This is a genomic window from Streptomyces sp. NPDC060194, assembly GCF_042728285.1.
Lineage (GTDB): Bacteria > Actinomycetota > Actinomycetes > Streptomycetales > Streptomycetaceae > Streptomyces.
This window is the reverse complement of the sequence record NZ_JBHWZH010000034.1, coordinates 24,835-50,175: the sequence shown is the minus strand read 5'-3', so window position 1 is coordinate 50,175 and position 25,341 is coordinate 24,835. Positions and strand designations below refer to the sequence as shown.

Sequence of the window (25,341 nt, the reverse complement as noted above, 5' to 3'; positions counted from 1 at the left end):
GCCCCGGACTGCTCCGGGGCGGGCCCTGTCGTGCTGGACAGCGTCAGTGAGCGGCCGGTACGAAGCGGGCGAACTCCGCCGCCAGCACCTCGTGCACCCGCGCCTTGAGCAGGGTGCCCTCCGCGAGATGCTCCTCGGAGATCACCTCGCCCTCGGCATGCGCCCGGGCGACGAGCTGGCCCTCGGTGTACGGCACGACGACCTCGATCCCGACGGACGGCCGCGGCAGTTCGTCGTCGATCAGTGCGAGCAGTTCGTCGATGCCCTGCCCCGTACGCGCCGAGACCACGATCGCGTGCTTCTCGTTGCGCAGCAGGCGCTGGAGGACGAGCGGGTCCGCCGCGTCCGCCTTGTTGACCACGACGATCTCGGGGACCTTCGTCGCGCCGACGTCGCGGATCACCTCGCGCACGGCCGCCAACTGCTCCTCCGGCGCCGGGTGCGAGCCGTCCACGACGTGCAGGATGAGGTCGGAGTCGCCGACCTCCTCCATCGTGGAGCGGAACGCCTCGACGAGGTGGTGCGGCAGGTGCCGGACGAAGCCGACGGTGTCGGCCAGGGTGTAGTGCCGCCCCGACGGGGTCTCGGCCCGGCGGACGGTCGGGTCGAGGGTGGCGAACAGGGCGTTCTCCACGAGCACGCCCGCGCCGGTGAGCCGGTTGAGCAGGGAGGACTTGCCGGCGTTGGTGTATCCGGCGATCGCGACCGAGGGCACCTGGTTGCGGCGCCGCTCCTGCCGCTTGATCTCGCGGCCGGTCTTCATCTCCGCGATCTCCCGGCGCATCTTCGCCATCTTCTCGCGGATCCGCCGCCGGTCCGTCTCGATCTTGGTCTCACCGGGACCACGGGTGGCCATCCCGCCGCCGCCGCTGGTCCCGCCGCCGCCCATCTGACGCGACAACGACTGACCCCAGCCGCGCAGCCGCGGCAGCATGTACTGCATCTGCGCGAGCGAGACCTGCGCCTTGCCCTCCCGGGACTTGGCGTGCTGGGCGAAGATGTCGAGGATCAGGGCCGTCCGGTCGACGACCTTGACCTTGACGACATCCTCGAGGTGGATGAGCTGGCCGGGGCTGAGCTCACCGTCGCAGACGACCGTGTCCGCGCCGGACTCCAGGACGATGTCCCGCAGCTCCCTGGCCTTGCCCGAGCCGATGTAGGTGGCCGGGTCGGGTTTGTCGCGGCGTTGCACGACCCCGTCGAGGACGAACGCGCCGGCCGTCTCGGCGAGGGCGGCGAGCTCGGCCATGGAGTTGTCGGCGTCCTGCGCCGTGCCGGACGTCCACACACCGACGAGCACCACGCGCTCCAGACGGAGCTGCCGGTACTCGACCTCGGTGACGTCCTCGAGCTCGGTGGAGAGGCCGGCCACCCGGCGCAGCGCGGCGCGCTCGGAGCGGTCGTACTGGTCGCCGTCACGCTCGCCGTCGATCTCGTAGCTCCAGGCGACGTCCTCTTCCATCAGAGCGTCGGCCCGAAGCCCCTCGGAAAAGCCCTGCTGACCGTTCTGAGCGTTCTGGGAAGGGGATGAAGAGGAGGTCATTTGATCCTTACGTCGATGGAATCGATGGATTCCCGGGTGTCACGCGGGCGGGGCCCACGACGAGCGGAGGGGAGTCCTTGTCGGTACCAACGTGTGGGACCGTCCGATAATTCCGGGCCCGGCAGCGCCGCCGACCGCAGAATCGTCCCACGGCGCCGACCGGCCCGTCATCAGGATTTCGCCGCCTTTCCGCCCGCCTCGGCCGGTGCGTCGGAGGTCCAGTCCGGGTGCCCCGGCATGGCGGGGGTCTTCCGCGCGTAGAGCCACTCCTGGAAGAAGCCGGTGAGGTCACGGGCCGCGGTGCGCGAGGCCAGGCGCACGAAGTCGGCCGTCGACGCCGAGCCGTGGGCGTGTTCGCCCACCCAGCTCCGCTCCAGGCGGTCGAAGGCGGCCTGCCCGATCTCGGCCCGCAGCGCGTAGAGGACCAGCGCGCTGCCGTCGTAGACGACGGGCCGGAACAGGCTCAGTTTTCTGCCCGGCGCGGGCTGCTCGGGCGCCGCCGGCGGCCCGCCCGCCGCGCGCCACTGGTCGGACCTGCGGTAGGCGTTGCGCATCCGCTCCTGCAGCGACCGCCCGGTGCGGTCCTCGGTGAACAGGGCCTCGTACCAGGTGGCGTGCCCCTCGCTCAGCCAGAGGTCCGACCAGTTGCGCGGCGAGACGCTGTTGCCGAACCAGTGGTGGGCCAGCTCATGGACCATGATCGATTCGACGTACCAGGCGGGGAGCCGCGGCTCGGTGAACAGCCGGCGCTCGAAGAGGGACAGCGTCTGCGTCTCCAGCGCGAAGCCGGTCGTCACGTCGGCGGCGAGGACGCCGTAGGTCTCGAAGGGGTAGCGGCCGACCCTGCTCTCCATCCACCGCAGGTGGTCGGGGGTCTTCGCCAGCCACGGCTCGATCGTCTCGCGGTCCTCGGTCCGCACCACGTCCCTGAGGGGAAGGCCGTGCGGGCCCGTGCGGCGCACGACGGCGTTCCGGCCGATCGAGACCTGCGCGAGCTCGGTGGCCATGGGGCGGGAGGTCCGGTACGCGGCGGTGACGGCGCCGTCGGCCGCGGACGTGCGGACGTCGATCGGCAGGCCGCTGGCGACCGCCGTCAGGTCGGGCTTCCGGGTGGTGATCCGGAAGGTGAACATAGCCTTGTCCGAGGGGTGGTCGTTGCAGGGGAAGACGCGGTGCGCGGCGTCCGCCTGGTTCGCCATGACGAGCCCGTCCCCGGTGCGCACCCAACCGCCGTCGTTCTTCCCCGTCGGCACGCTGGTGTGCTTCACGGTGATCCGGGTCCGCGCGGAGGCCTCGACGGGGGCGTCGGGGGTGACGACGAGGTCCTCGCCGGCCCGGGCGAACGCGGCGGGCTCGCCGTCCACCTCGACCGACGTCACGGTCCCGCGGTCGAAGTCGAGGTTGATCCGTTGCAGACGGGTCAGCGCGCGGGCGTCGAGGACGGTGACGGCGTCCAGGGGCGCGGTGTTGTCCCCGGAGTAGTCGAGGGCGATGTCGTACGCCAGGACGTCGTATCCGGGGTTCCCGAGGTGCGGGAAGAGGGGGTCGCCGATGCCCAGCGGGATGGGCGACGGGCTCGTGGCGGCGATCACGGCGGCGGAGGCGGCGGCGAGGAGGCCTGCGCGCATGCGGCGGCGGAGGGTGAGCGGCATCACCCACGGTTATCAGCTGACCACGGACAGTCGGTCGTCAACGCGCGCCGGTCCACCCGTACGGGCTGCGGGAGCGGTGCGCGGCCGGTTCCCCGACGGCCGACGGTCAGGACGGTCGGCCGCCGGAGAGCCCGGGTCCGCCGGCCGGTCAGGCCGGGGCGTGGTGCTGCGCGCGGCTCACGTCGTAGACGCCGGGCACCTCGCGCATCGCGCGCATCAGCGCGGGAAGGCCGAGCGCGTCCGCCAGGTGCAGGGTGTACGTGTGCCGCACGCGCTGCTCGCTGGGCGGTTCAACGGTGGCGGAGACGATCGCCGCGCCCTCCGCCGCGATCACCTCCGTGAGGTCGGCGAGCAGGTGCGGACGGCCGAAGGACTCCGCGACCAGGGTGACCCGGCAGCCCTCCGCGCTCTGCGCACCCCACCGCGCCGCCACCGGGGGCCGCCCGAGGTCCTCCATCCGCGCCACGGCCGGACAGCTCAGCCGGTGGACGGTCACGGCCCCGCCACGGACCGCGAAGCCGGTCACCTCGTCGGGCGGGACGGGGGTGCAGCAGCCGGCGAGCCGGACCGGGCCGGCTCCGGGGAGGTCCACCACCATGTCGGAGGCGGCGCGCCGCAGACCGGGGACGGCGGGTGCGGGGCGCGGTGCGTCGGCGTCCTCGTGCGTGCCGGGGTGGGCGGCCAGCCAGGCGGAGATCGCGATCCGCGCGGCGGGCGTGCGGGCGTGGTCGAGCCAGTCGGGCGAGGGGCCGAAGCCGGTGTCGGGGGCGACGAGCAGCTGCACGGTGTCGCCGTCGCGCAGGACCGTGCTCAGCGAGGTCAGCCGGCCGTTGACCCTGGCCCCGATGACCGCGTGCCCCTGCTCGCCGTGGTCGGCGTAGGCGGCGTCCACGCAGCTCGCGCCGGCCGGCAGCCCGATGGTGCCGCCCTCGGTGCGGAAGACGGTGATCTCCCGGTCCTGGGCGAGGTCCGCGCGCAGCGAGCTGTAGAAGGTCTCCGGGTCCGGGGCGGCCTCCTGCCAGTCGAGCAGGCGCGAGAGCCAGCCGGGCCGGGTCGGGTCGGCACGCTCGCCGTCCGGCGGGTCGGAGACGTCCTGGGCGGGGTCCTGCGCGATGTAGGGGTTGCCGAGCGCGACGACGCCGGCCTCGGCGACCGTGTGCATCTGCTGGGTCCGGATGAGGACCTCGGCGACCTCGCCGTCCGGCCGGGCGACCGCCGTGTGCAGCGACTGGTAGAGGTTGAACTTCGGCACCGCGATGAAGTCCTTGAACTCCGAGATCACCGGGGTGAAGCAGGTGTGCAGCTCGCCGAGGACGGCGTAGCAGTCGGCGTCCTCGCCGACGAGGACCAGGAGGCGGCCGAACTCGGACCCGCGCAGTTCCCCGCGCTTGACCCGGGTGCGGTGCACGGAGAGGTGGTGCCGGGGCCGCACCAGGACCTCGGCGTCGATGTCCGCCTCGCGCAGGACGGCGCGGAACTCCTCCGCGAAGGCCGCCAGCGGGTCCAAGCGGCGGGCGTTCGCCTCGATCAGGGCGTGGGTCGCCTCGTACTCGGCGGGGTGGAGGATCGCGAAGACGAGGTCCTCCAGCTCGGTCTTGAGCGCCTGGACACCGAGCCGCTCGGCGAGCGGGATGAGGACGTCGCGGGTCACGAGCGCGATGCGGGCCTGCTTCTCGGGGCGCATCACGCCGAGCGTGCGCATGTTGTGCAGCCGGTCCGCGAGTTTGATCGACATCACCCGGACGTCGTTCCCCGTGGCGACCAGCATCTTGCGGAACGTCTCGGGTTCGGCGGCCGCCCCGTAGTCGACCTTCTCCAGCTTGGTGACGCCGTCGACCAGGTAGGCGACCTCCTCGCCGAACTCGCGGCGCACCTGCTCCAGGGTGACGTCGGTGTCCTCGACGGTGTCGTGGAGCAGCGAGGCCGTCAGCGTGGTCGTCTCCGCGCCGAGCTGGGCCAGGATCAGGGTGACGGCGAGCGGGTGGGTGATGTAGGGCTCACCGCTCTTGCGCATCTGCCCGCGGTGCGAGCTCTCCGCGAGGACGTACGCCCGGTGCAGGGTGGCGAGGTCGGCCTCGGGATGGCGGGCGCGGTGCGCTTCGGCCACATGGCTCAGCGCGTCGGAGAAGCGCTCGCGCGGACCCGATCCGATCATCGCGGCCCGGCCGAGACGGCGCAGATCCAGCCGCGGACGGCCGCGGCGGCGGCTCTCCGGCGCGGGAGCGACGGGGGTCACGGGGTCTGCGGCCTCTGCACTCACGGGCACCTCCGGCGTACGGGACCGGCGACGGGCCGAGGGGCGACGACCTGACGTCCTCGGGGGCCGGTGCTTGATGCTACCGAGCCCACCACGTACGGCCGGGCCGCTCTCGCCGAGCGTGAACCGGATCACCCGTTCGAGCGAAGCTTCACCGCTCACCCGTGTCCCACCAGGAGGCGTCGAGGACGCCCTCGGCCACGATGACGGCGGGCCCGGTCATCTCGATCTCGCCGTCCGCCCGCTCGGTGATCACGAGCGTGCCGCCGGGCAGGTCCACGGTGTACGTCGCCGGGGCGCCGGTGACCGCCGGGTCGGCGCCGTCGCGGCGGGCGGCGGCCACGGCGACCGCGCACGCGCCGGTGCCGCAGGAGCGGGTCTCCCCGGAACCGCGTTCGTGGACGCGCATCGCCACGTGCCCGGGGCCGCGGTCGACCACGAACTCGACGTTGACGCCGTCGGGGTAGACGGCGGCGGGGGCGTAGGCCGGGGGCTCCAGGAGGCGGCCGGCGTGGTCGAGGTCGTCGACGAAGGCCACCGCGTGCGGGTTGCCCATGGAGACGTTGAGCGCGTCCCAGCTGCGGCCGCCGACGGTGACCGTGACGCCGTCCGCCGGGAGGACGGCGCGGCCCATGAGGACGGTGACGTCGCCGTTCTTGTCGAGGTGGACCCGCTTCACCCCGCCGCGGGTGGCGATCGCCAGCTCGCCCTCGGCCGCGAGGCCGGCGTGCTGGAGGTAGCGGGCGAAGACCCGGACGCCGTTGCCGCACATCTCGGCGATCGAGCCGTCCGCGTTCCGGTAGTCCATGAACCACTCGGCGGTGTCGGCCAGGTGGGCCGCTTCGGGGTGGGCCGCGCTGCGCACCACGTGCAGGACGCCGTCCGCGCCGAGCCCGGCCCTGCGGTCGCACAGGCGCGCGACGGCCTCGGCGGGCAGGTCGACGGAGTTGCCGGGGTCCGGGACGATCACGAAGTCGTTCTCGGTCCCGTGACCCTTGAGGAAGGCGATCGGCGCGCTGGTGGTCATGCCGTCGATCGTACGGCGGACCGGCGACAGTCCGGCGCCTCGGGTGGACCGGCCGGCACGGCGCCGGCCCGCGGACCTCGGGGCGGCGTCAGCGCAGCCGGGCGACGCGCCAGACGGCGAGCACGGCGAGGGCGACCACGACGAGTGTGTACAGCGCGATCACCCGCCAGTCGGGGCGGCGGCCCGAGCCGCGCGGCGGGAGGCCGGGCCAGGTGGAGCCGACCCGCCGGGCCGCCATCACGCCCCAGCCGGCGGCGCAGCAGCACAGCAGCAGGCCGAGCATGGCGACGACCGCGCCGCCGTCCTCGTAGGCGAAGGCGAGCGGGAAGGCGAACATCAGCGAGCCGACGGCGGTGAGCGCGGTGATGGGCGCGAGGTGCCAGATCCGCATCCGCCGCTGGGGCCGCAGTTCGACCTCGACCTCCTCGCCCAGCGGCTCGCGCAGGTGGGCGGGGGGAGTGCCGTCGGGCTCGGGCCCGTCCGGGATGATCCGACCCGGGGCCCCGTCCGCCGTGTCCGCGGTGTCGCGGGGGCCCGCTTCCATCGTCACGCGCCCTCCCAACTCAGAGCCTGAACGGTCGATCGATGCTCGATGATGGCACGCTCACGGCGGCCGGAATGGCGGCCGGGGCGTCCCGATGCCATCACGTGATCAGGTCGTGACCGGTCGTTCGAGCAACGCGCGGGCCCGGGAGCGAAGTTCGCCGCGGTCGGCCGCCGCCCCGCTGAGCCAGTGGACCCGCGGATCGCGGCGGAACCAGGAGTCCTGCCGGCGCGCGAAGCGCTTGGTCGCGCGCACGGTCTCCGCCCGGGCCTCGTCCTCGGTGCACTCCCCCGCCAGCGCCGAGAGCACCTGCTGGTAGCCGAGCGCGCGGGACGCCGTCCGCCCGTCCCGCAGACCGCGCTCCTCCAGGGACCGCACCTCCTCGACGAGCCCCGCCTCCCACATGCGGTCCACCCGGTCCGCGATGCGCTCGTCCAGCTCGGGGCGGGCGACGTCGACGCCGATCTGAAGGGTGTCGTAGAACGACTCGTGCCCCGGGAGGTTGGCTGTGAAGGGCTTGCCGGTGATCTCGATGACCTCCAGGGCGCGCACGATCCGGCGTCCGTTGCCGGGCAGGATGGCGCGGCCCGCCTCGGGGTCGGCCGCGGCCAGCCGCGCGTGCAGGGCGCCGGGCCCGCGCAGGGTCAGCTCCTCCTCGAGCCGGGCGCGGACTGCGGCGTCGGTGCCGGGGAAGTCGAGGCGGTCGACGGCGCCGCGCACGTACAGCCCGGAGCCGCCGACCAGGACGGGCGTGCGGCCCTCGGCGAGCAGGCGGTCGATCTCGGCGCGGGCCAGGCGCTGATATTCGGCGACGCTGGCCGCCTCGGTGACGTCCCAGATGTCCAGCAGGCGGTGCGGGACCCCGCCTCGCTCGGGGAGCGTCAGCTTGGCGGTGCCGATGTCCATCCCCCGGTACAGCTGCATCGAGTCGGCGTTGATCACCTCTCCGCCCAGCTCGCGGGCGAGGAAGACGCCGAGATCGGATTTACCGGCCGCGGTGGGTCCGACGACTGCGATGACCCGCGGCGCGGGGGGTGCGGTGCTCACGGTGACAGTCTCGCAAACCGGACGGGCCGCCCCGGGACCGTCGGGGCCGTGAACAGGGGGGCAGGGCGTGATCTCGCCCACCCGAGTACGGTATGAGTACCGAAAATCCGTTTTGTCGGATTGTCCCGACGAGGGAAGGTGCCCCCATGGGCTTCCTGGACACGCTCAAGGCCAAGCTCGCGCCGGCGAAGGACAAGGTCGGCGATCTCGCGCAGCAGCACAACGACAAGATCGACCAGGGGATCGACAAGGCCGCGAAGGCGGTGGACTCCAAGACCAAGGGCAAGTACAGCGGTCAGATCCGCAGCGGCACGGGCAAGGCGAAGGAGGCCCTGGACCGGATGGGCGACAAGGGCGACGGCGGAGCCGGCGGCGGCCCCACGGGCACCACGCCTCCTCCCCCGCCCCCGGCGGCCTGACCGCGCCGTCGGCAGCGGCGGCCGCCCGGTCGTGAGGCGGCCGCCCTACGACCAGAGCGCCGTCAGGTAGCCGACGCCGTAGGGCGCGTCGTCGTGGAGCAGCTCGCCGCGCAGCCCCGCGCCCTCGGCCGCGCCCGCGAGGACCTGCCACGGCGCGCGGCCCGCGGCCTTCAGCTCCGCGGCGAGCCCGGCGTCCAGGGCCGCGAGGGCGTCCACGTCCGCCGCCCCGAGCGCCCGTGCCGCCTCCTCGTCGAAAGCCGTCGCCCTCTCGTCGAGGTAGCCCGGCGCCTTCAGCGACCGGCACGCGCTGCCGTCCCCCATCACCAGCAACGCGATCCGCTCGCTCCCGGCCGTGAGCGTCCTTCCGTACGGGATACACCGCTCGGCCGCGAGAGGTTCCCCGACACCGACGCCCGTCACGGGCCCGGTCCAGCCCGCACGCTCCAGGAGGACGGCGGCGACCGCCAGCGAGGCCGGCAGCGCAAGCTCCCCGGCCCCGCGCGGGGCATCGCGGTGCGCGTCGAGCGGCGCCGACCCCAGACGCACGTCCAGACCGACGCCGAAGCCCCGGAACGAACCCGCGGCGCCCTGCGGAAACGTCTCCACCCCGACGACGTCGGCCGGCCCGACCACGACCAACCGGTCCGGACGGGCCTCGGCCAGCGCCGCGACGGCCCGTTCGCACGCGGCCCGCAACGGGTCCAGCTCGGGGGCGGCGCCGGCGGCCACCTCGGGGACGAGGAGCGGCGGGCAGGGGCAGACGGCGGCGGCTACGAGCATGATCGGCAGCCTACTGGCGTGCGACCCGGATCAGCCGACCGAGCAGCCGCCGGTGACCGCCGGGAGCGGCTCCGGAACGCCGATCTTCGGCAGTCCGAGCATCACCCCGGGTGCGGCCTTGGGAGCGCCCTGGCGCTTCTCCCAGGCGTCGCCCGCGCGGGTCCGCCGGACACCGAGCGGTGCGCCCTCGGCAAGCAGGTGGTGCGGGGCGGCGTAGGTGATCTCGACGGTGACGACGTCCCCGGGACGCACGTCGCCGTCGGGCTTGGTGAAGTGGACCAGCCGGTTGTCGGGCGCGCGCCCGGAGAGCCGGTGGGTCGCGCCGTCCTTACGGCCCTCACCCTCGGCCACCATGATGTCGAGGGTCCGGCCGACCTGCTTCTTGTTCTCGCTCCAGGAGATCTCCTCCTGGAGGGCCGACAGGCGCATGTAGCGCTCCTGGACGACTTCCTTGGGGACCTGCCCGTCCATCGTCGCCGCCGGGGTCCCGGGGCGCTTGCTGTACTGGAACGTGAACGCGTTGGCGAAGCGCGCCTCGCGGACCGCGTGCATGGTCTGCTCGAAGTCCTCCTCGGTCTCGCCGGGGAAGCCGACGATGATGTCGGTGGAGATGGCGGCGTCCGGCATGGCCGCGCGCACCTTCTCGATGATCCCGAGGAACCGTTCCTGTCGGTAGGACCGGCGCATCGCCTTGAGGACCGTGTCCGAGCCGGACTGCATGGGCATGTGGAGCTGCGGCATGACGTTCGGCGTCTCGGCCATCGCGGCGATGACGTCGTCGGTGAAGTCGCGCGGGTGCGGCGAGGTGAAGCGGACGCGCTCCAGGCCCTCGATCCTCCCGCAGGCCCGCAGGAGCTTGGAGAACGCCTCGCGGTCGCCGATGTCGGACCCGTAGGCGTTGACGTTCTGGCCGAGCAGGGTGATCTCGGAGACGCCCTCGGCGACCAGGGCCTCGATCTCGGCGAGGATGTCGCCGGTCCTGCGGTCCTTCTCCTTCCCGCGCAGCGCGGGCACGATGCAGAAGGTGCAGGTGTTGTTGCAGCCGACGGAGATGGACACCCAGGCCGCGTAGGCGCTCTCGCGGCGGGTCGGCAGGGTCGAGGGGAACGCCTCCAGCGACTCGGCGATCTCGACCTGCGCCTCCTCCTGCACCCGGGCCCGCTCCAGGAGGACCGGGAGCTTGCCGATGTTGTGCGTCCCGAAGACCACGTCGACCCAGGGCGCCTTGGAGACGATGGTGTCGCGGTCCTTCTGGGCCAGGCAGCCGCCGACGGCGATCTGCATGCCGGGCCGCTTCGTCTTCATCGGCGCCAGCCGGCCGAGGTTGCCGTAGAGCTTGTTGTCGGCGTTCTCCCGCACGGCGCAGGTGTTGAACACCACCACGTCGGCGTCGCCGTCGGCGTCCTTGGGGGCCCGCACGTAGCCGGCGTCCTCCAGGAGGCCCGACAGGCGCTCGCTGTCGTGCACGTTCATCTGGCAGCCGTACGTGCGGATCTCGTAGCTCCGACTCTCACCCACGTGGTCCACTGCTCCGGTCCGGTCACTGCTGCTGGTCACCCGTCCAGGGTAAGGGTCCGCGCGGACCGCTCACGCCGACGCCCCAGGGGACGGCCTCGGCGCGCGGGCGCTCCCGAGGAGGTGCACCGCGGGGAACGCCCCTGGTCACCCCGGGCCCCAGCTGGCAGGATCGCGCCATGCCCCTGTCCCTCCCCCGCCTCCGCGGTCGCCGCGCCCTGCTGTCGGCGGCGGCGGTCCTGGTGGCGCTCGGGCTGCTCCTGTGGTGGCTGCTCCCCATGGGTCCCCCCTCCCCCAAGGGGACGGTGCGCTTCAGCACGGGCATCGACACCGGCGTCTACCAGCTGTACGGCAAACGGCTCCAGGCGGCGGCCGCGCGGGACCTGCCCGACGTCACCATGCGGCTGATGAACAGCGACGGCTCCCAGGAGAACGTCGCCCGCGTGGCCACCGGCAGGGCCGACTTCACCATCGCGGCGGCGGACGCCGTGGAGAAGTACATCCAGGAGGGCGGTCCGGGCGGCGACCGGCTGCGCGGGTGCGTGCGCCTCTACGACGACTACATCCACCTCGTCGTACGGGCCGACTCCGCGATCGACTCCATCGACGACCTCCGCGGCGCGACCGTCGGCGTCGGCCCGGAGGACTCGGGGGTGCGGCTGATAGCGGAGCAGGTGCTCCGGGCGGCCGGTCTCGACCTGTACGAGGACGTCGACCCGACGTCCTACGGCATCGACACCGTGGACGACCGCCTCGAGGCCGGCAGCATCGACGCGTTCTTCTGGTCCGGCGGTCTGCCGACCAACGCGATCACCGAGCTGTCGAAGCGGACCGACATCCGCCTCGTACCGCTGGGCGACCTGGTCGACGCGCTGCACCGGATGGGCGGCGTGGCCCGCTACTACCGCTCGGCCGTGATGCCGGAGACGGCCTACGCCCGCGCCCAGAACGGCCGGCCGGTGACGACGCTCGCGGTGGCGAACCTGCTGGTGACCACCGACCGCGCGGACCGCGGTCTCACGGAGGCCCTGACCCGGGCCGTGATCGACAGCCGGGACACCATCGGCAAGGCGGTGCACGCCGCCCAGCTCGTCGACGTCCGCACCGCGCTCTACACCGACCCGCTGGAGCTGCACGATGGCGCACGGCGCTACTACCGCTCGGTGAAGCCGTAGCCGCCCCGCTGCGGGGTCCGGCGCCCGGTCAGGTCTGCGGGCCGCCCGCCGGGGCCGCGGGGGCCGTACGGGGCAGCCTGAGGGTCACCCGCAGGCCGTGGGGCTCGTTGGGCGCGTAGGCGAGGGACCCGCGCCCGGCGAGCAGCAGGGCGCGCGCGATGGAGAGCCCGAGACCCGAGCCCTTGACGTTCTGGTGCCGGGTGGAACGCCAGAACCGGTCGCCGATGCGGGCCAGTTCGTCCTCCGGGAGCCCCGGCCCCAGGTCCGCCACCACGATCATGGAGGTCTCGCCGTTGGCGGCGACGGTGACGGTGACCTGCTCGCCGCCGGGCGTGAACTTCAGCGCGTTGTCGATCACGGCGTCGAGGACGCTGGAGAGGGACACCGGGTCGGCCCAGGCCGTCACCGCGGCGCACTCCCCCACGAGATCCACCCCCTTGTCGCGCGCGAGCGGCAGCCACGCCTCGACGCGCTCGGCGGCCAGCTCGCCGAGGTCGGTGAGCTGGAGGTCGGCCGGGGCGTGCTCGGCGAGGGCCAGGTCCAGGAGGTCGTCGAGGACGCGCGCCAGCCGCTTGCCCTCGGTGCGCACCGAGGCGATCTCCTCGTTGCCCTCGGGCAGTTCCAGGGCCAGCAGCTCGATCCGCAGCATCAACGCGGCCAGCGGGTTGCGCAGTTGGTGGGAGGCGTCGGCGACGAAGGCGCGCTGCTGCTCCAGGACGTCCTCGACGTGGTCGGCCATCTCGTTGAACGAACGTGCCAGGCGCCGGAGTTCCGGCGGCCCGCTGGACGCCGCGACCCGGGAGTTGAGCTGGCCCGTGGCGATGTCGTGCGCCGCCCCGTCGAGCGTCCGCACCGGCCGCAGCACCCACCCGGTCAGCCGGAACGCCGCCCCGACGGCGACGAGCATCGCGAACATCTCCCCCACGCCGATGAGCAGCCAGCCCCGCAGGATGCGGCCACGCACGAGGTCGGTCGGCGAGTCGGTCAGGACGACGGCCATCACGTCGCCGTCGCGGATGACCGGGGAGGCGACGACGATCCGCCCGTCGTCGTGCCAGGGCAGCACCTGGGGCGGGTTGTGGCTGCGGCGGCTGTCGAAGGCCTCCTCGTAGGCCGCGCGCGCCTGGCCGTCCAGGGGCACCTTCCAGTCGCGCGGGGCGACCGCCATGGCCCGGTCGCTGCGGTAGAAGACCCCCGCCCGGATGCCGTAGACGTCGTGGTAGCGGTCGAGTTCGGCCTCCAGGGTGGAGCGCTTCTCCTCGGCCCCCTGGGTGCCCTCGGAGATGAACTGCGCGAGGGAGGCGAAGCGGGCCGTGTCGTCGATGCGGTCGACGACGACCTCCTGCTGCTCGGCGGCGGCCACGCTCATGGCGAGCGGGAAGCCCAGGGCGAGCAGGACGCACGCCATGAGGGCGATGAGGAGTCTGAGCAGCAGCTTGCGCACGGGCGGGGCCGACGGGGCTCAGGAGGCGGGCACGACGAGCCGGTAGCCGACCCCCCGGACCGTCTCGACGAGGGCGGGCAGCCCCAGCTTGGAACGCAGGGAGGCCACGTGCACCTCCAGGGTGCGCCCCGTCCCCTCCCAACTGGTCCGCCACACCTCGCTGATGATCTGCTCGCGCCGGAAGACCACTCCGGGCCGCTGCGCGAGCAGCGCGAGCAGGTCGAACTCCTTGCGGGTCAGCGCGACGTCCCTGCCGTCGACGCTCACCCTGCGGGTGGGCAGCTCGATGCGGATCGGACCGAGCCGCAGCCCCGCCTCGGGCTCCTCCGAGGGCTGCGCCTCGTCGGGCCCGGTGCGCCGGCTGACCGCGTGGATGCGGGCCAGCAGCTCACCGGTGTCGTACGGCTTGACCACGTAGTCGTCGGCGCCCAGGTTGAGGCCGTGGATGCGCGAGCGCACGTCCGCACGGGCGGTGACCATGATGACGGGTACGGCCGAGCGCTTGCGGATCCTGCCGCAGACCTCGTAGCCGTCCTGGTCCGGCAGCCCCAGGTCGAGCAGCACGACGCCGAACGGCTTGACGCCCTCGCCCGGCGGCAGGAGGGCGTGCAGCGCCTCCTCGCCGTTGCGCGCGTGCGTCACGTCGAAACCGTGCCGCTTGAGGACGGCGGAGAGGGCCGCGGCGACGTGGTCGTCGTCCTCGACGAGCAACAGCCTCAAAGGGGCCCCCTTCCGATCACCGGTCGTTCACTCCGCGGTCGCGGACGTACCCAGGCATGTACGCCGATGAGCGGTGTCCTGGTCAAGGCACTTCCTGTTACGCGCACGTTCCGTTATGCAGCCGGTACGGGACCGGGGCGTCCTGTTCACGCAGTGTGTCCGGTTGCGGCCGGATCGTTATGCTCAATTTCCCCTCAGATGTAATGACGCAGGTCGTACGGCATTACTAATGTCCAATCGCACTCGATGAGGACGGAGCAAGAGGCGGATGACCGAAGTATCGGTGACCAAGGACGCCGTGCCCGCGGCCGGCGAGCTGGTCGTACTGAGCAACGTCAACAAGCACTTCGGCGCGCTGCACGTGCTCCAGGACATCGATCTGACCATCACGCGCGGTGAGGTCGTCGTCGTGATCGGCCCCTCGGGCTCGGGCAAGTCGACGCTGTGCCGGACGATCAACCGCCTGGAGACGATCGACTCGGGCGAGATCACCATCGACGGAAAGCCACTGCCCGCCGAGGGCAAGGCCCTGGCCAGGCTGCGCGCCGACGTGGGCATGGTCTTCCAGTCGTTCAACCTCTTCGCGCACAAGACCGTGCTCGAGAACGTGACGTTGGGCATGCTCAAGGTCCGCAAGGCGGAGAAGAAGGCCGCCGAGGAGAAGGCGCGCGCACTGCTCGACCGCGTCGGCGTCGCCTCGCAGGCGGACAAGTACCCCGCCCAGCTCTCCGGCGGTCAGCAGCAGCGCGTGGCCATCGCCCGGGCGCTCGCGATGGACCCCAAGGTGATGCTCTTCGACGAGCCGACCTCGGCGCTCGACCCCGAGATGATCAACGAGGTCCTCGAGGTCATGCAGCAACTGGCCCGGGACGGCATGACGATGATCGTCGTCACCCACGAGATGGGCTTCGCCCGCTCCGCCGCCAACCGCGTGGTGTTCATGGCCGACGGCCGGATCGTCGAGGAAGCGGCCCCGGACCAGTTCTTCAGCAACCCCCGCAGCGACCGGGCCAAGGACTTCCTGTCGAAGATCCTCCACCACTGACGCGCACCCGCACTCCGGCACCTCCGCACCCTCGTAACCGAAGGATGTTCACCATGAAGCTTCGCAAGGTCACCGCGGCCACCGCCGCCGCCCTGGTACTCGCCCTCACCGCCACCGCGTGCGGCGGGGACGACGGCGACGGCGGCTCGGACAGCACGGGCGGCGAGAGCGGCGGCAAGAAGATCAAGGTCGGCATCAAGTACGACCAGCCGGGCATCGGCCTCAAGAGCCCCGACGGCAAGTTCTCCGGCTTCGACGTGGCCGTCGCGACGTACGTGGCCAAGGAGCTCGGTTACGCGGAGGGCGACATCGAGTTCATCGAGACGCCGAGCGCGGAGCGCGAGAACGCGCTGTCGCGTGGCGACGTCCAGTTCATCGCCGCCTCGTACTCGATCAACGACGAGCGTGAGAAGTCGGTCGACTTCGCCGGCCCGTACCTGCTGGCCCATCAGGACCTTCTCGTGAAGGCCGACTCCGACATCAAGTCGGGCACGGACCTGAACGGCAAGAAGCTGTGCTCGGTGACCGGTTCGACCTCCGCCCAGAACGTCAAGGAGAAGATCGCCCCCAAGGCGCAGCTCCAGGAGCTCGGCACGTACTCCGAGTGCATCGAGGGTCTCGCCAGCGGCCAGGTCGACGCGCTGACGACGGACGACTCGATCCTCGCCGGCTACGCCGCCCAGGAGCAGTACAAGGGCCAGTTCAAGCTCGCCGGCCTGGAGCTGAGCAACGAGAACTACGGCATCGGCGTCAAGGAGGGCAGCGACCTCAAGGCGAAGATCAACACCGCCCTGGAGAAGATGGTCTCCGACGGTGCCTGGGAGCAGGCCGTCAAGGACAACTTCGGCGACACCTACGAGAACGAGCCCGCGCCCAAGGTCGGCACGGTCGTCCCGCCGAAGGCCTGATCCGTCGCCTTCGGGCGACATCTGCGCACGGAAGGTGCGCCGCCGTCGGGCCGTTCCCGGCCGTGACGGCGGCGCACTTCGCCATCAACACACTCGAGGGCGCGGGAGATCGTGTTCGACTTCATCGGAGATTTCGACCTGCTCGGTGCCTTCTGGCTCACCGTGCAGCTCGCCTTCTACTCCGCCATATTTTCCCTGGTGCTGGGAACAGTGCTGGCCGGAATGCGGGTCAGCCCCGTCCCGCTCATGCGGGCCTTCGGCACCGTCTACGTGAACGTGGTGCGGAACACTCCGCTCACCATCATCATCGTCTTCACCTCACTCGGTCTGGCCGGTGTCTTCGGTGTGACGATGGGGTCGCCGGACGTCTTCGCGACCAGGGACTTCCGGCTCGCGGTCCTCGGTCTCTCCGCGTACACCGCCGCATTCGTCTGCGAAGCGATCCGATCGGGCATCAACACCGTTCCCGTCGGCCAGGCGGAGGCCGCCCGGGCCATCGGGCTGAGCTTCTTCCAGGTCCTGACGCTGATCGTCCTGCCCCAGGCGTTCCGCTCCGTCGTGGCCCCTCTCACCAACGTGCTGATCGCGCTCATCAAGAACACGACCGTGGCCTCCGCCATCGGTGTGGCCGAAGCGGCGCTGCTGATGAAGACCATGATCGAGAAGACGGCACAACCCTTTCCCGTAGCCGCGGTCATCGCGCTGGGATTCGTACTCCTGACCCTCCCCACCGGTCTGCTCCTGGGACGGGTCGGCAAGCGTGTGGCGGTGAAGCGATGAGCTCCGTTCTGTACGACGCCCCCGGGCCCCGGGCCAAGGCGCGCAACCTGGTCGTGTCCGTCGTCTTCCTCCTCCTGCTCGCACTCGCCGCGTACTTCGTGCTGAGTGTGCTTGACGAGAAGGGACAGCTCGACTGGGCGAAGTGGCGACCTTTCCTGGCCGAGCCGTCGACGTGGACCGGCTATCTCCTGCCGGGGCTTCTGAACACGCTTAAGGCCGCGGGACTGTCACTCCTCATAGCCCTGCCCCTAGGGGCGATTTTCGGGATCGCCCGCCTCTCCGACCACTCCTGGGTGCGTCTGCCGGCCGGTGCGATCGTCGAGTTCTTCCGCGCCATCCCCGTACTCGTTCTCATGTTCTTCGCGAACGAGTTCTACGCCCGGTCGACCGACATCTCGTCCGAGGCGCGCCCCTTGTACGCCGTCGTCACCGGCCTGGTCCTCTACAACGCCTCGGTCCTCGCGGAGGTCGTCCGCGCGGGCATCCTGTCCCTCCCCAAGGGCCAGTCCGAAGCCGCGATGGCGATCGGCATGCGCAAGAGCCAGATCATGATGACCATCCTGCTGCCGCAGGCCGTCACCGTGATGCTGCCGGCGATCGTCAGCCAGCTCGTCGTCATCGTGAAGGACACCGCCCTCGGCGGCGTCATGCTCGGCTTCACCGAGCTGCTGAACGCGCGCAAGACGGCAGCCGCCTTCTACGCGTCCGTGATCCCCAGCTTCGTCGTCGTCGCCGTCGTCTTCATCGCGCTCAACTTCGCCCTCACCTCGTTCGCGAGCTGGCTCGAGAAGCGGCTGCGCCGCCGCAAGAAGAGCACCGGTGCCGCGATGGGCCCGCAGACCGCCGAGGAGGTCGCCGTGATCGGGGCGACCGACCAGGCGACCGGCAGGGGTGCCTGACGCCCCACCAGGGCGCACGAGGGCGCACGCCCTCCCCGAAGGCAGCGACGCCCCGGCGTCGCTGCCTTCGTCACTTGACGCAAGCATGCGCAACAGGTTGCATACGGTGTGTGATCGCGCACCCCGCTCCGTCCACCCGCCTCTCCAGCAACGCAGAGGCACGAGGAGCCGCGCCGTGGACCCGGTGATCATCGTCGGGGCAGGCCCGGTCGGCCTCGCCCTGGCCCTCTCCCTGGCCGCCCAGTCGGTGCCCTGCGTCGTCCTCGACGAGGGCCCCGGCAAGGACGAGCAGCGGCCCGCGCGGACCGTCGTCCTGCGCGAGGACACCGCCGACCTGGCCCTGCGCCTCTCCGGCACCGCGCTCGACGGCCTGGCCGTGCGCTGGACCGGCTGGCGTGCCGTACGCCGCCGCCAGGACGTCGAGCGGGTCGACTACAGCACCTCGCCCGCCCCGCTGCACCTCCCCCAGCACACGCTCACCACCGCCCTGCGCGAAGCCGCTCAGGGGCAGCGGCTCATCAAGATCGTCACCGAGAGCAAGCTGGACTCCTTCGAGCAGGACGCTGACGGCGTCACCGCCCACACGGCCGGCCCCGACGGAACCTGGTGGCGCGGCAGCCACCTGATCGGCTGCGACGGCGCCCGGTCGACCGTCCGCAAGCTCCTGGACGTCCGCTTCCCCGGCCGCACCGGGGTCGAGCGGCACGCCGTCGCCGCCCTGCGCGCCGAACTCCCCTGGCCCGGCCAGGCGCTGCTGCACCGTCAGCCGCCCTGGCGCGGCGCCCCCGGCGAGGTCTCCGCCCGCCCCATGGGCGACGGCGCCTGGCGGCTCGACTGGCTGCTCCCCCCGCGCGGCGAGCTGGTCACCCCCGACGTGCTCGTCGCCCGCGTACGCGACACCCTGGCCGGCTGGTGCGGCGGGACGACGCCGCCCTACGAGCTCCTCGACACCGGCGTGCACACCGTGCACCACCGGCTGGCCCGCCGGTGGCGGGTGAAGCGGGCGTTCCTCGCCGGGGACGCGGCGCACCTCCTGGGGGCGCTCGGCACCCAGGGCGTCGACGAGGGGCTGCGCGACGCCGAGAACCTGGCCTGGAAGCTGGCGTTCGTCTGGCACGGCGAGGCCCCCCGCACCCTCCTGGACAGCTACGAGACCGAGCGCCGCACCGCCGTCGCCGCGCGGCTGCGCGCCGCGGACCAGGCGCTGCCGATACTGCGGGGCGGCGTGGGGCTGCGGTCCGTCGTGCCCGGCGGCACCCGCGCGGGCGACACCCTGCTGGCCGACGCCCATGTCGGTCGCGGTCCGCTCGGCGCGCCCCCCGTGTACATCCATACGCCCCTCCTTCCGGACGTCCAGGCCTCGGAGATCGACATCGGCACCGCGACCGGCGCCCCCGTGGCGGACGTCCGGGTGACGGCTCCGGACGGCGAAACGGTCTGGCTGCGGGACCGGCTGGGGCGGGGCCGGCTGCTGGTCGTCCTCGTGGCCCCGGGTACCGGGGTATGGGACCGGCGGCACTGGCTGAGCGCGGGCGTCATGCCGCGTCTGGCGGCGGCGGTCGCCGCGCTGCCCACGCGGGCCGAGCTGCTGGTCACCGAGGGCTACCCGGAGGCGCCCGCGCACAGCGTGCTCGTGGTGCGGCCCGACGGCCATCTCGTCGCCGCGCTCGGCGGTGTGCGGCCGGCCGAGCTGCACGCGTGCGCGGAGGCGGTGCGCGGCGGCGCGACCGTGTGCGACCCGACGGCCCAGAGGGTTTGACCAGGTTCTGAGCCCGTGGTGTACTCCGGGACATGACCGACACCGATGTCCGCCTGTGGCGGCGGGTCCATATGGACCTCGTCCGCTACGCGGGCTGCATGTGTCGACCTTCCTGCTGAATTCGCCTCCCCCTCCTCCGCCGCGCCCCGGTGTCCGCTTCCCGTCGCGCGCGGCCGTTCCGCGAACTCCAGGACGGTCTCCAGTGTCTGTTCCCACCACGGGTGCGCCCGTGCCCGCCCCCGTGTCGCCCGCCGGTGTCACCGCGCCGCCCGCCGACCTTCCGCAGCCGGCGCAGGCCCCGCCCGGCCCCACGGCCGCACAGCTGCTCGACTTCGTCCGCCGCGTCGCCGCCGACCCGGCCGCCGTCGCCCAGCTCCCGCTGGACCCCGAGGGCCGCACCTGGGTGCGGCTCGACGGTCCGGCGGGCAGCGAGGCGTGGCTCATCGGGTGGCCACCGGGCACGGGCACCGGCTGGCACGACCACGCGGAGTCCGTCGGCGCGTTCCTCACCGCGGCGGGTGAGCTGCGGGAGAACTCGCTGACGGCCCGGCTGCCGGCCGACGGCTGGAAGACGCTGGAGCTGTCCGAAGGCATCGACCGCACCCGGCGGTTGACGGCCGGCAAGGGCCGCGCGTTCGGGCAGCACCACGTCCACGAGGTGCTCAACACCTCGACGCAGCACGCCGTCTCCGTGCACGCCTACTACCCGCCGCTGCCGCAGATCCGCCGCTACAGCCGTACCGGGCCGGTCCTGCGCCTGGAGTCGGTGGAGCGGCCGGAGGACTGGCAGTGAGCGCCCCGCGTCAGGGCATCGACGCGCTGCTCGACGAGGTGCGCTCCGGTGTCCGCCGCCCGAGTGCGGCGGAGGCGCACGCCGCCGCGGCCGAGGGGGCGCTGCTGGTGGACATCCGGTACGCGGCCCTGCGGGAGCGGGACGGGCTGATCCCGGGCGCGCTCATCGTGGAGCGCAACGAGCTGGAGTGGCGGCTCGACCCGCAGGGCAGCCACCGGGTCGCCGAGGCGACCGGCCACGGGGTGCCGGTGATCGTCGTCTGCAACGAGGGGTACGCGTCGAGCCTCGCCGCGGAGTCCCTGCGGCGGCTGGGCCTGACCCGTGCCACCGATCTGGACGGCGGCTTCCAGGCCTGGCGTGCGGCGGGACTTCCCGTGCGGGCCGACGGGCCCGGCCGCCCCACCCCGCCGGCGGTGGACGCGGCGCGGGAACCGGACGGGTCGGACCGGGGCTGAGACCCCGGACCGGGCCGGCCCGACGCGTCGGGGCGGCCCGGTCGAACCCGGTCCCGCCCCGCGTGGCCCGCTCCGACCACACGCGGTCAGTGGGCGTCGAAGCCGCTCCCGTACGTGCCGTCCCGCTCCTCGGCTCCCTCTTCCTCCAGCGCCTGGCGCACCACCCTGATCGCCATGCCCTCGGAGTACCCCTTGCGGGCCAGCATCCCGGCGAGCCGGCGCAGCCGCTTGTCCCGGTCGAGCCCCCGCGTGGACCGGAGCTTGCGGGCGACCAGCTCCCGGGCGGTGGCCTCCTCCCGGTCCGCGTCGAGCTGCACCATCGCGTCGGCGATCAGGGCGTTGTCCACACCCTTGGTGCGGAGCTCCTGGGCGAGCGCCCTGCGGGCCAGGCCCCTGCCGTGGTGCCGGGACTCGACCCAGGCCCCGGCGAAGGCGGCGTCGTCGATGAGACCGACCTCCTCGAAGCGGGAGAGGACCTCCTGCGCCACCTCGTCGGGGATCTCCCGCTTCTGCAGTGCCTCCGCGAGCTGCTTGCGGGTCTTGGCCGTTCCGGTGAGCAGGCGCAGGCAGATCGCCCGCGCCCGCTCGGCCGGGTCCTGGGGCCGCTCGGGCCCCGGCCCGTCCGTGCGGGCCTCCTTCCGCCGGGCCGCCCTCGGTGCCGAGGACGGCCCGTCCGCCGCTGCCTCCGCGTCGCCCGGCCAGTCGCTTCGCCGTGTCACGGATGATCAGCTCAGCTCTTGGCCGCTGCCGCCGTCTTGGGCGCCTTGGCGGTCTTGGCCGCGGGGGCCGGGACCGCCTTCGCCGCCTCGTCGCCGGTGCCGGGGACGGCCGCGACCGGCTCCTCGGCGGTGTCCCCGGGACGGACGCCGACACCCAGCTTGGTCTTGATCTTCTTCTCGATCTCGTCCGCCAGGTCGGGGTTGTCCTTGAGGAAGTTCCGGGCGTTCTCCTTGCCCTGGCCGAGCTGGTCGCCCTCGTAGGTGTACCAGGCGCCGGCCTTGCGGACGAAGCCGTGCTCGACGCCCATGTCGATCAGGCCGCCCTCGCGGCTGATGCCCTGGCCGTAGAGGATGTCGAACTCGGCCTGCTTGAAGGGCGGCGCGACCTTGTTCTTGACGACCTTGACCCGGGTCCGGTTGCCGACCGCGTCGGTGCCGTCCTTGAGGGTCTCGATACGGCGGATGTCCAGGCGCACCGAGGCGTAGAACTTCAGCGCCCGGCCACCGGTGGTGGTCTCCGGGGAGCCGAACATCACACCGATCTTCTCGCGGAGCTGGTTGATGAAGATCGCGGTGGTCTTGGACTGGTTGAGGGCGCTGGTGATCTTCCGCAGCGCCTGGCTCATCAGGCGCGCCTGGAGACCGACGTGCGAGTCGCCCATCTCGCCCTCGATCTCCGCACGCGGCACCAGGGCCGCGACGGAGTCGACGACGATGAGGTCCAGCGCGCCGGAGCGCACCAGCATGTCGACGATCTCCAGGGCCTGCTCGCCGTTGTCCGGCTGGGACAGGATGAGGTTGTCGATGTCGACGCCGAGCTTCTTGGCGTACTCGGGGTCGAGGGCGTGCTCTGCGTCGATGAACGCCACGGTGCCGCCGGCCTTCTGGGCGTTGGCCACCGCGTGCAGGGTGAGGGTGGTCTTGCCGGAGGACTCCGGTCCGTAGACCTCCACCACGCGGCCGCGCGGCAGGCCGCCGACGCCGAGCGCGATGTCGAGGGCGGTCGAGCCGGTGCCGATCACCTCGATGGGCTCGTTGGGGCGCTCGCCCAGGCGCATCACCGCGCCCTTGCCGAATTGCCGTTCGATCTGTGCGAGCGCGGCGTCCAGCGCCTTGTCGCGGTCCGTACCTGCCATGGGTTCCACCCGATTTGCTTGAGTCGATCGCTTCACGTCTACGACGCTAACGCCTGGCACTGACAATGGGCCCCGACGTCGCTCCGACCTGTGGATAACTCGCTGCGGCGCCCCCTGGGAAATCGGGGCGGAACATCCATCAGAAAGGATGTTCGATTTTCGTGTCAAGCGCACCACGCGCACCCCGCGGCCCGCACCACGCGTGCCCCCGCGGCCCGCACCGGCTACTCCTCGTCGGGTTCCGTCTCCGACCGCCGCGGCAGCTCCTCGCGGTTCCCCCGGCGCAGCGCGCCGCGCGCCTGCGCCAGCGCCGCGGTCCCCGGCCTGCGCCGCCGCCCCTGCACCCGCGGGTCGTCGGTGACGTCGTACCGCTTGACGTAGGCGCCGAGGAAGGCCTGCAGGGTGGCGACGGCCGGGATGGCGATCAGCGCGCCGACCGCGCCGAGCAGGGCCGTCCCCGCGACGACCGAGCCGAACGCGACCGCCGGGTGGATGTCGACCGTCCTCGCGGTCAGCTTCGGCTGCAGCACGTAGTTCTCGAACTGCTGGTAGACCACGACGAAGAGCAGCACCCACAGCGCGTACCAGGGGTTGACCGTGAAGGCGATCAGAATCGGCAGGGCGCCGGCCAGGTAGGTGCCGATGGTCGGGATGAACTGCGAGACCAGGCCGACCCAGATGGCGAGCGCGGGCGCGTAGGGCACGCCGAGGGTGGCGAGCAGCACGTAGTGAGCCGCCCCGGAGATCAGGGCCATGAGCCCGCGCGAGTAGATGTACCCGCCGGTCTTGGTGACGGCGATCTCCCAGGCCCGCAGCACCTCCGCCTGCTTGGCGGGCGGCAGCACCGAGCACAGGGCCCGCCGCAGCCGGGGGCCGTCGGCGGCGAAGTAGAACGAGAAGAGCGCGATCGTCAGCAGCTGGAAGAGGCCGCCGACGACCTGGGCGGAGACGTCGAGGACGCCGGAGGCGCTGTTCTGCACGTACCGCTGCAGCCAGTCGGAGCGCACCAGGCTGTCCTGGATCTGCACCCGCGACAGGTCGGTGGAGAACGTGGTGTTGATCCAGTTGATGACCGAGTCGAGGTAGTCGGGGAAGTCCTCGACCATCTGCACGATCTGGTCGGCGAGCATCGTCCCGAGCAGCGTCACGAAGCCCGCGCCCGCGATCAGCACCCCGAAGAACACGATCGCCGTCGCGAGACCGCGCCGCATGCCCCGCGCGGACATCCGGCCGACGGCGGGTTCGATGGCGAGGGCGAGGAAGAACGCGATCAGGATGTTGATCAGCAGCCCGAGCAGCTGGTGGAACATCCAGCTGCCCAACTGGAAGCAGGCGTACAGCGCGAGGGCCAGGACGACGGCCCTCGGCAGCCAGCGCGGCATCCGGTCGCGGGGCTCGACGGCCGCTGCGGGGGGTGGCGCGGTGGGCGGGGCGGGGGGCGTCGGGTCCGGCGGGACGGCGCCCTGGGGTTGCTCGTCAGTCGATGCCACGTCTCAGTCTCTCGTACGGTCGCCGTCCGGGATCAGCGCCGGTGCTCGGGGATCTCCATCGCCGTACAGACCGCGCGCCAGACGTCCTTCGCCTCCCAGCCCGCCTCCAGGGCCTCGCGCACGGTGCGGCCCCCCAGTTCGGACATCACGTGATCGCTCGCGAACGACTGCGCATACCCCTCACCGAAGTGGTCCGCCATCCGCTCCCAGAAAATCGTCAACCGCATGCTTCCAGTATCGCGCTCCTGAGGGTGAGCCCGCGCCGTAGGCCTTGCCCCTCACGGCACGCGCCCTACGGTCGACACATGGCAGGAACCGGAGCATCACCCATGGCACGCGCCGAGCGGTTCGTCTGGCTGACCGCCCGTGTGCTCGAACAGCGGCTGTTCGAGCACCACTTCCTGGGCGGCGGCACGGACCGGATCGAGACGGCGCTGGACGCCTACCTCAACGACGACGGCGGCTACGGCCACGCCCTGGAGCCCGATCTGCGGGGCCCCGTCAGCCAGCCGCTGCACACCGCGCACGCCCTGGGGATCCTCGACTCCATCGGCAGGTGCGGCGGGATGCGGGCGGAGCGGATCTGCCGCTACCTGACCGGCGTGTCCACCAAGGACGGTGCACTGCCCGCCCTGCATCCCTCGATCCGCGGCTACCCGGTGGCGCCGTTCATCCCCTTGGTCGACGATCCGCCGGGCGAACTGCTCGCCACCGGCCCCGTGGTGGGGCTGCTGCACCGCAACGAGGTGTGGCACGCATGGCTCTTCCGGGCCACCGACTTCTGCTGGGCGGTCGTCGACTCCCTCACCTCGTCGCACCCCTACGAGGTGCGGGCGGCGGTCGCGTTCCTGGACGGCGTCCCGGACCGGGTGCGCGCTGAGGCGGCGGCGGACCGCCTGGGGCGGCTGGTGCGGGACGACCGCCTCGTCCTGCTCGACCCGGCCCGCCCGGACGACACACCCGTCGCCGACGGGTACGCCCCGGGCGAGCACCATCTCCCCCACCACTTCGCCAGGACACCCGACTCCCTGGCCCGCCGCTGGTTCACCGACGCCGAGATGGACCGCTCCCTGGACGCGCTCGCCGCCGAGCAGCAGGACGACGGCGGGTGGCCCGTGCGGTGGCCGGAGTGGGCCGTCGGCACCCATCTGGAATGGCGGCCGATCGTCACCATCGAGGCGCTGCTGACCCTGCGCGCCCACGGCCGCCGGCTCGACTGACCCTCCGTGCGGAC

The 25,341-nt window shown here is 72.4% G+C and carries 25 protein-coding genes; 11 read left to right on the top strand and 14 right to left on the bottom strand.

Translation table 11 applies throughout. From position 1 onward, the window contains the following. Positions 1 to 43: 43 nt before the first annotated feature. The 6 genes from hflX to miaA all read right to left on the bottom strand — a co-directional run bounded on the left by hflX (position 44) and on the right by miaA (position 8,070). Complete coding sequence (gene hflX / locus ACFWEG_RS10480; RefSeq protein ID WP_387211823.1) at positions 44 to 1,543, bottom strand: GTPase HflX; 1,500 nt, start codon at positions 1,541 to 1,543, stop codon at positions 44 to 46. Positions 1,544 to 1,713: 170 nt separating this feature from the next. Then, positions 1,714 to 3,195, bottom strand: a complete 1,482-nt coding sequence (locus tag ACFWEG_RS10475) for a M1 family metallopeptidase (protein WP_387211820.1) — start codon at positions 3,193 to 3,195, stop codon at positions 1,714 to 1,716. Between the two features lie 148 nt (positions 3,196 to 3,343). After that, on the bottom strand, positions 3,344 to 5,455 hold the full coding sequence (locus tag ACFWEG_RS10470; RefSeq protein ID WP_387211817.1) for a RelA/SpoT family protein: 2,112 nt from the start codon (positions 5,453 to 5,455) through the stop codon (positions 3,344 to 3,346). Between the two features lie 148 nt (positions 5,456 to 5,603). Further along, a complete protein-coding gene (gene dapF, locus ACFWEG_RS10465; RefSeq protein ID WP_387211814.1) occupies positions 5,604 to 6,479 on the bottom strand; it encodes a diaminopimelate epimerase in 876 nt (291 codons plus the stop codon). An 88-nt stretch (positions 6,480 to 6,567) separates the two neighbouring features. Next, a complete protein-coding gene (locus ACFWEG_RS10460) occupies positions 6,568 to 7,023 on the bottom strand; it encodes a hypothetical protein (protein ID WP_387211833.1) in 456 nt (151 codons plus the stop codon). A 108-nt stretch (positions 7,024 to 7,131) separates the two neighbouring features. Further along, positions 7,132 to 8,070: a tRNA (adenosine(37)-N6)-dimethylallyltransferase MiaA gene (miaA, locus tag ACFWEG_RS10455; RefSeq protein ID WP_387211811.1), complete on the bottom strand. Its 939-nt coding sequence runs from the start codon at positions 8,068 to 8,070 to the stop codon at positions 7,132 to 7,134. A 146-nt stretch (positions 8,071 to 8,216) separates the two neighbouring features. On the opposite strand from miaA, the gene ACFWEG_RS10450 reads away from it, so the two are divergent. After that, the gene (locus ACFWEG_RS10450; protein ID WP_387211808.1) at positions 8,217 to 8,489 is read left to right on the top strand and encodes an antitoxin; all 273 of its coding nucleotides are present in this window, start codon (positions 8,217 to 8,219) and stop codon (positions 8,487 to 8,489) included. Between the two features lie 45 nt (positions 8,490 to 8,534). On the opposite strand, the gene ACFWEG_RS10445 is transcribed toward ACFWEG_RS10450, so the two are convergent. Together ACFWEG_RS10445 and miaB are read right to left on the bottom strand one after the other, a co-directional pair. Next, positions 8,535 to 9,269, bottom strand: coding sequence for a class III extradiol dioxygenase subunit B-like domain-containing protein (locus ACFWEG_RS10445; RefSeq protein ID WP_387211805.1), 735 nt, complete (start codon positions 9,267 to 9,269; stop codon positions 8,535 to 8,537). Positions 9,270 to 9,299: 30 nt separating this feature from the next. Then, positions 9,300 to 10,826 carry a tRNA (N6-isopentenyl adenosine(37)-C2)-methylthiotransferase MiaB gene (gene miaB / locus ACFWEG_RS10440; protein ID WP_387211802.1) on the bottom strand — a complete coding sequence of 509 codons (1,527 nt, stop codon included), beginning with the start codon at positions 10,824 to 10,826 and terminating at the stop codon, positions 9,300 to 9,302. A 137-nt stretch (positions 10,827 to 10,963) separates the two neighbouring features. Between miaB and ACFWEG_RS10435 the strand changes: the two genes are divergently transcribed. Continuing rightward, a complete protein-coding gene (locus tag ACFWEG_RS10435) occupies positions 10,964 to 11,959 on the top strand; it encodes a TAXI family TRAP transporter solute-binding subunit (protein WP_387211799.1) in 996 nt (331 codons plus the stop codon). Between the two features lie 28 nt (positions 11,960 to 11,987). On the opposite strand, the gene ACFWEG_RS10430 is transcribed toward ACFWEG_RS10435, so the two are convergent. Both ACFWEG_RS10430 and ACFWEG_RS10425 read right to left on the bottom strand, forming a co-directional pair. Further along, positions 11,988 to 13,403 carry an ATP-binding protein gene (locus tag ACFWEG_RS10430; protein ID WP_387211797.1) on the bottom strand — a complete coding sequence of 472 codons (1,416 nt, stop codon included), beginning with the start codon at positions 13,401 to 13,403 and terminating at the stop codon, positions 11,988 to 11,990. Between the two features lie 18 nt (positions 13,404 to 13,421). Next, complete coding sequence (locus ACFWEG_RS10425) at positions 13,422 to 14,123, bottom strand: response regulator transcription factor (protein WP_387211794.1); 702 nt, start codon at positions 14,121 to 14,123, stop codon at positions 13,422 to 13,424. Positions 14,124 to 14,391: 268 nt separating this feature from the next. Here ACFWEG_RS10425 and ACFWEG_RS10420 point away from each other — a divergent pair, with 268 nt between their 5' ends. From ACFWEG_RS10420 to ACFWEG_RS10385, 8 genes are all read left to right on the top strand, one after another. Then, complete coding sequence (locus ACFWEG_RS10420; protein ID WP_387211791.1) at positions 14,392 to 15,168, top strand: amino acid ABC transporter ATP-binding protein; 777 nt, start codon at positions 14,392 to 14,394, stop codon at positions 15,166 to 15,168. Between the two features lie 53 nt (positions 15,169 to 15,221). Further along, a complete protein-coding gene (locus tag ACFWEG_RS10415; RefSeq protein ID WP_387211788.1) occupies positions 15,222 to 16,076 on the top strand; it encodes a glutamate ABC transporter substrate-binding protein in 855 nt (284 codons plus the stop codon). A gap of 111 nt (positions 16,077 to 16,187) precedes the next feature. Next, entirely contained in the window at positions 16,188 to 16,856 is a 669-nt protein-coding gene (locus tag ACFWEG_RS10410) for an amino acid ABC transporter permease (protein WP_387211786.1), read from the top strand. Beyond that, positions 16,853 to 17,755 carry an amino acid ABC transporter permease gene (locus tag ACFWEG_RS10405; RefSeq protein ID WP_387211783.1) on the top strand — a complete coding sequence of 301 codons (903 nt, stop codon included), beginning with the start codon at positions 16,853 to 16,855 and terminating at the stop codon, positions 17,753 to 17,755. The genes ACFWEG_RS10410 and ACFWEG_RS10405 overlap by 4 nt, the downstream gene beginning before the upstream one ends. 175 nt (positions 17,756 to 17,930) lie before the next feature. After that, positions 17,931 to 19,514 carry an FAD-dependent monooxygenase gene (locus ACFWEG_RS10400; protein ID WP_387211780.1) on the top strand — a complete coding sequence of 528 codons (1,584 nt, stop codon included), beginning with the start codon at positions 17,931 to 17,933 and terminating at the stop codon, positions 19,512 to 19,514. Positions 19,515 to 19,546: 32 nt separating this feature from the next. Next, a complete protein-coding gene (locus ACFWEG_RS10395) occupies positions 19,547 to 19,633 on the top strand; it encodes a putative leader peptide (protein ID WP_358477332.1) in 87 nt (28 codons plus the stop codon). 83 nt (positions 19,634 to 19,716) lie between these two features. Further along, on the top strand, positions 19,717 to 20,307 hold the full coding sequence (locus tag ACFWEG_RS10390) for a cysteine dioxygenase (RefSeq protein ID WP_387211777.1): 591 nt from the start codon (positions 19,717 to 19,719) through the stop codon (positions 20,305 to 20,307). Continuing rightward, positions 20,298 to 20,762, top strand: coding sequence for a rhodanese-like domain-containing protein (locus ACFWEG_RS10385; RefSeq protein ID WP_387211829.1), 465 nt, complete (start codon positions 20,298 to 20,300; stop codon positions 20,760 to 20,762). The genes ACFWEG_RS10390 and ACFWEG_RS10385 overlap by 10 nt, the downstream gene beginning before the upstream one ends. Positions 20,763 to 20,848: 86 nt before the next feature. On the opposite strand, the gene recX is transcribed toward ACFWEG_RS10385, so the two are convergent. From recX to ACFWEG_RS10365, 4 genes are all read right to left on the bottom strand, one after another. Further along, complete coding sequence (gene recX / locus ACFWEG_RS10380; RefSeq protein ID WP_387211774.1) at positions 20,849 to 21,481, bottom strand: recombination regulator RecX; 633 nt, start codon at positions 21,479 to 21,481, stop codon at positions 20,849 to 20,851. A gap of 11 nt (positions 21,482 to 21,492) precedes the next feature. Next, a complete protein-coding gene (recA, locus tag ACFWEG_RS10375) occupies positions 21,493 to 22,617 on the bottom strand; it encodes a recombinase RecA (protein ID WP_387211771.1) in 1,125 nt (374 codons plus the stop codon). Positions 22,618 to 22,841: 224 nt separating this feature from the next. Continuing rightward, positions 22,842 to 24,107: an AI-2E family transporter gene (locus tag ACFWEG_RS10370; RefSeq protein WP_387211768.1), complete on the bottom strand. Its 1,266-nt coding sequence runs from the start codon at positions 24,105 to 24,107 to the stop codon at positions 22,842 to 22,844. Between the two features lie 32 nt (positions 24,108 to 24,139). Beyond that, a complete protein-coding gene (locus tag ACFWEG_RS10365; protein ID WP_387211765.1) occupies positions 24,140 to 24,334 on the bottom strand; it encodes a DUF3046 domain-containing protein in 195 nt (64 codons plus the stop codon). Between the two features lie 78 nt (positions 24,335 to 24,412). Here ACFWEG_RS10365 and ACFWEG_RS10360 point away from each other — a divergent pair, with 78 nt between their 5' ends. Then, complete coding sequence (locus ACFWEG_RS10360) at positions 24,413 to 25,327, top strand: hypothetical protein (RefSeq protein ID WP_387211762.1); 915 nt, start codon at positions 24,413 to 24,415, stop codon at positions 25,325 to 25,327. The last annotated feature ends 14 nt before the right edge of the window (positions 25,328 to 25,341 follow it).

Coding starts and splice junctions, on each gene's coding strand:
- ACFWEG_RS10405 (WP_387211783.1), top strand. CDS start 16,853: ATGAGCTCCGTTCTGTACGACGCCCCCGGGCCCCGGGCCAAGGCGCGC.
- recA (WP_387211771.1), bottom strand. CDS start 22,617: ATGGCAGGTACGGACCGCGACAAGGCGCTGGACGCCGCGCTCGCACAG.
- ACFWEG_RS10450 (WP_387211808.1), top strand. CDS start 8,217: ATGGGCTTCCTGGACACGCTCAAGGCCAAGCTCGCGCCGGCGAAGGAC.
- ACFWEG_RS10365 (WP_387211765.1), bottom strand. CDS start 24,334: ATGCGGTTGACGATTTTCTGGGAGCGGATGGCGGACCACTTCGGTGAG.
- ACFWEG_RS10475 (WP_387211820.1), bottom strand. CDS start 3,195: ATGCCGCTCACCCTCCGCCGCCGCATGCGCGCAGGCCTCCTCGCCGCC.
- ACFWEG_RS10445 (WP_387211805.1), bottom strand. CDS start 9,269: ATGCTCGTAGCCGCCGCCGTCTGCCCCTGCCCGCCGCTCCTCGTCCCC.
- ACFWEG_RS10395 (WP_358477332.1), top strand. CDS start 19,547: ATGACCGACACCGATGTCCGCCTGTGGCGGCGGGTCCATATGGACCTC.
- ACFWEG_RS10460 (WP_387211833.1), bottom strand. CDS start 7,023: ATGGAAGCGGGCCCCCGCGACACCGCGGACACGGCGGACGGGGCCCCG.
- hflX (WP_387211823.1), bottom strand. CDS start 1,543: ATGACCTCCTCTTCATCCCCTTCCCAGAACGCTCAGAACGGTCAGCAG.
- ACFWEG_RS10420 (WP_387211791.1), top strand. CDS start 14,392: ATGACCGAAGTATCGGTGACCAAGGACGCCGTGCCCGCGGCCGGCGAG.
- ACFWEG_RS10415 (WP_387211788.1), top strand. CDS start 15,222: ATGAAGCTTCGCAAGGTCACCGCGGCCACCGCCGCCGCCCTGGTACTC.
- ACFWEG_RS10360 (WP_387211762.1), top strand. CDS start 24,413: ATGGCAGGAACCGGAGCATCACCCATGGCACGCGCCGAGCGGTTCGTC.
- dapF (WP_387211814.1), bottom strand. CDS start 6,479: ATGACCACCAGCGCGCCGATCGCCTTCCTCAAGGGTCACGGGACCGAG.
- ACFWEG_RS10435 (WP_387211799.1), top strand. CDS start 10,964: ATGCCCCTGTCCCTCCCCCGCCTCCGCGGTCGCCGCGCCCTGCTGTCG.